This is a genomic window from Dietzia sp. UBA5065 (assembly GCA_002415925.1).
Taxonomy (GTDB): Bacteria; Actinomycetota; Actinomycetes; order Mycobacteriales; family Mycobacteriaceae; genus Dietzia.
The window spans coordinates 5,258-9,234 of the sequence record DIAZ01000017.1 but is presented as its reverse complement, the minus strand read 5'-3'; the positions used below and the strand labels follow the sequence as shown (position 1 = coordinate 9,234).

The 3,977-nt window shown below is 71.0% G+C and carries 2 protein-coding genes; both read left to right on the top strand.

Annotated features, from left to right (window positions below; all coding sequences use genetic code 11):
• Window positions 1-258 precede the first annotated feature (258 nt).
• Complete coding sequence (fadD32, locus tag B4M60_RS01560; RefSeq protein ID WP_291079633.1) at window positions 259-2,259, top strand: long-chain-fatty-acid--AMP ligase FadD32; 2,001 nt, start codon at window positions 259-261, stop codon at window positions 2,257-2,259.
• A gap of 82 nt (window positions 2,260-2,341) precedes the next feature.
• Window positions 2,342-3,977: type I polyketide synthase (locus B4M60_RS01555; RefSeq protein WP_291079631.1), on the top strand; the 1,636-nt coding region annotated here is incomplete at its 3' end.

Below are 3,977 nucleotides of genomic sequence, written 5' to 3'. Positions count from 1 at the left end.
CGGTTCCAGGAGTTCGTGGCCAACAACGCCGTCCACGCCATGTACGCCACCAACCCCGACGTGATCCTGGGGACGACGGTCCCGGACTGGACCATCGGGCACGCCCGCCGGCTCGTGGACGAGGCGCCCCAGATCGCCCACGACTGAGGGGCCCACGGCGTACCGTGACATGCCGCGACACGCCTGGCCGGATCGGTGATTCGGAGTTCGGTTGTGCCCTGGGGCACGCTGTAGGATCGACCACGCTTGTCGCCCGGAATGTCCGTGGTCGACGACGTCGACCATCCAGTCATCGGTTCGGAACGGAGCAACGTGGAGTTCGAGCAGTACCACGACGCCAGTGGGGCGATCGTCATTCCCGATCGGACCACCCTGGTCGACTTCGTCGAGTCCAACGTCTCCGCGGCGCGGCAGGATCCCGCGGCGGACGGGGTGATCTACCGCTACATCGACTACTCGGCCTCCCGCAACGGTGAGGTCCGCGAACTCTCGTGGTCCGAGTTCGGCGACCGCCTCTACGCGATCGCCGCGCGACTGCAACAGGTGGCGAAGCCGGGTGACCGGGTGGCCATCCTCGCCCCCCAGGGGCTCGACTACATCGTCTCGTTCTTCGCCGCGATCCACGCCGGGCTCATCGCCGTCCCGCTGTTCGATCCTGACGAACCCGGTCATCACGACCGTCTCCACGCCGTGCTGGGCGACTGTTCGCCGTCGGTCATCCTCACCTCGACCGACTCGGCCGCGGGCGTCCGCACGCTCTTCCGGGAGCTGCCCGCGCGTGAGCGGCCGCGCACCCTCGCCGTCGACGCCATCCCCGACGAGCTGGGCTCCGGCTGGTCCCTCCCCGACCTCGGCGCGGACGACATCGCCTACCTGCAGTACACCTCCGGGTCGACACGGGTCCCCGCCGGCGTGGAGATCACGCACCGCAACGTCGTCACCAACGTCATGCAGCTCTTCGACGGCCTCGGGCTGACCCGCGCCTCGCGCGGCGTCACCTGGCTGCCGCTGTTCCACGACATGGGCCTGCTCACCGTGATCCTGCCCGCCATGGGCGGCGCGACCATCACCGTGATGAGCCCCCGCGCCTTCGTGCAGCGTCCCGGCCGCTGGGTCAACCAGCTCGGTGCCATGTCGGACGGAGACGGGGTCTTCGCCGCCGCGCCCAACTTCGCGTTCGAGCACGCGGCCCGCCGCGGACTGCCGCGCGAGGGGGAGACCCTCGACCTGTCCGGCGTGACGAGCATCATCAACGGCTCCGAGCCGGTCACCCCGGCGTCCATGCGTGCGTTCAACGAGGCGTTCGCCCCGTACGGTCTGGCGCCGACCGTGATCAAGCCGTCCTACGGGATGGCCGAGGCGACCCTGTTCGTCTCCTCGCCGCGCAAGGACGACGAGGCGATCGTCATCCACGTGGACCGGAGCGACCTCAACGAGGGGCTCATGACCGTCCTGGACCCGTCCCGCGTGGACGGCAACGAGGACGCCATCCCGCAGGTCGCGTGCGGCTACGTCGCCCCCAGCCAGTGGGCGGCGATCGTGGAACCGGGCATCGACGACGCGACGGGTGAGCACGACGGCACCGGGCGCGAACTCCCCGAGGGCAGGGTCGGCGAGATCTGGCTCCACGGCACCAACATCGGCCGCGCCTATTGGGGGCGCGACGAGGAGTCCGAGGCGACGTTCGGCAACGTGCTCTCCGAGCGTCTGACCGAGGGCTCCCGGACGGTCCGCGAGTTCGGTTCCGTCCCCGAGGGCGCGCGGTGGCTGCGCACGGGCGACTACGGCGCCTACGTGGGCGGCCAGCTGTACATCACGGGTCGGGTCAAGGACCTGGTGATCGTCGCCGGACGCAATCACTACCCGCAGGATCTGGAGAACACGGCGCAGGACGCGTCCGTCTCGCTGCGTCCGGGATTCGTCGCGGCGTTCTCGGTCCCGGCCAACCAGCTCCCGATCGACGCCCGTAACGGCGCGACGATCGCCGCCGATGACTCCTCGGAAACCCTCGTGGTGGTGGGCGAGCGCGCGCCCGGCGCGGGCAAGGCGGATCCGGGTCCCATCGCGGACGCCGTCCGGTCGGCGATCTCCTCCCGGCACGGCGTCACCGTCCAGGACGTGCTCCTGGTCCCGGCCGGGTCCATCCCCCGCACCTCCAGCGGCAAGATCGCCCGCCGCGCGTGCAAGGCCGCGTACGTGGACGGCACGTTGCGCGGTGGACACCGCCAGACCGCCTTCCCGGACGAGCCGGCGCACTAGCGTCCGGCCGGTCGCGGCACCAGAAGTGCCCCACGGCGACGGGCGAGCACACCGGACAACCCCAGGAAAGGCGAGCCGCACGATGGCACAGAGCGAGATGACGGTAGTAGAGCTCCGCGAATGGCTGCGGGGCTGGGTCTGCCGGGCCACCGGGCTCGACGTCTCCAAGGTGACGGACGACCGCTCCCTGGAGGAGTTCGGATTGTCCTCCAAGGACGCGGTGACCCTCTCGGCCGATCTCGAGGACGAGCTCGGTCGTCCCCTCGACGCCACGATCGCCTACCAGCACCCCACCATCGCCGCGCTCGCCGAGTACGCGATCAACGGCCCGGTCCTCAGCGACGAGCCCGCCGATCTGCACTCCTTCCGTGACCGCGGCGCGGGGATGGAGTTCGACGTCGCGGTGATCGGGTTCGCCACCCGCTTCCCGGGCGGTGCCGACTCGCCCGAGGCCACGTGGGAACTGCTGTCCGACGGCCGCGACGCCACCGGCCCGCGGCCGGCCACCCGGTGGTCCGAGTGGGCGGGGGACGCCTACGTCCAGCAGGTGCTCGCCGAGGCACCGGACCGGGGCGGCTGGCTCGACGACTCGGAGGTCCGGGACTTCGACGCCGAGTTCTTCGGCATGAGCCCCCGCGAGGCCGAGATGGTGGACCCGCAGCAGCGGCTCGCCCTGGAGCTCACCTGGGAGGCGCTGGAGCACGCCCACCTGCCGGCGAGTGATCTCAAGGGTCGCGAGGTGGGGGTGTTCATCGGCTCCTCCTCCAGCGACTACCAGGTCTTCCTCACCTCCGATTCCGCCGCAGCCTCCCCGTACGCGGTCACTGGCGCCTCCAACGCGATCATCTCCAACCGGGTCTCGTACACCTTTGACTTCCGCGGCCCGTCCATGACGATGGACACGGCTTGCTCGACCTCCCTGGTCGCGATCCACGAGGCCGTCAACTCCCTGCGCCTGCACGAGTCCGACCTCGCCGTGGCCGGCGGCGTCAACATGATGCTCGCGCCCGCCGCCACGATGGGCTTCGCCAAGACCGGCGCCGCGCTCAGCCCGGACGGGCGGATCAAGGCGTTCTCCTCGGACGCCGACGGCATCTGCCGCGCCGAGGGTGGGGGCCTGTTCATCCTGAAGCGCCTGTCGGAGGCGGAACGGGACGGAGACCAGGTCCTCGCCGTCATCAAGGGTTCCGCCGTCAACTCCGACGGCCGGTCCAACGGCATGACCGCGCCCAACCCGGACGCACAGGTCGCTGTGCTGCGCCAGGCCTACGCCGACGCCGGCGTCGACCCGCGGGACGTGGACTACATCGAGGCCCACGGGACCGGCACGATCCTCGGTGACCCGATCGAGGCGACCGCGCTCGGCCAGGTCCTCGGGCGCGGACGGGACGCCGACCGCCCCACCCTGCTGGGCTCGGCCAAGACCAACTTCGGCCACATGGAGTCCGCGGCGGGCGCCGCGGGCCTGGCCAAGGTCATCCTGGGCATGGGCAAGGACGCGCTCCCGCCCACGCTCAACTTCGCCGGCCCCAACCCCTACATCGACTTCGACGCCGCGCGGCTGAGCGTGGTGACGGAGACCACGCCGTGGCCGCGCTACAGCGGTAGAGCCGTGGCGGGCGTCTCCGGCTTCGGCTTCGGCGGCACCAACGCCCACGTCGTGGTGGCGGAGTACCGCCCCGTGCCGGTGGCCGCCGCCGACACCGACACCGACACCG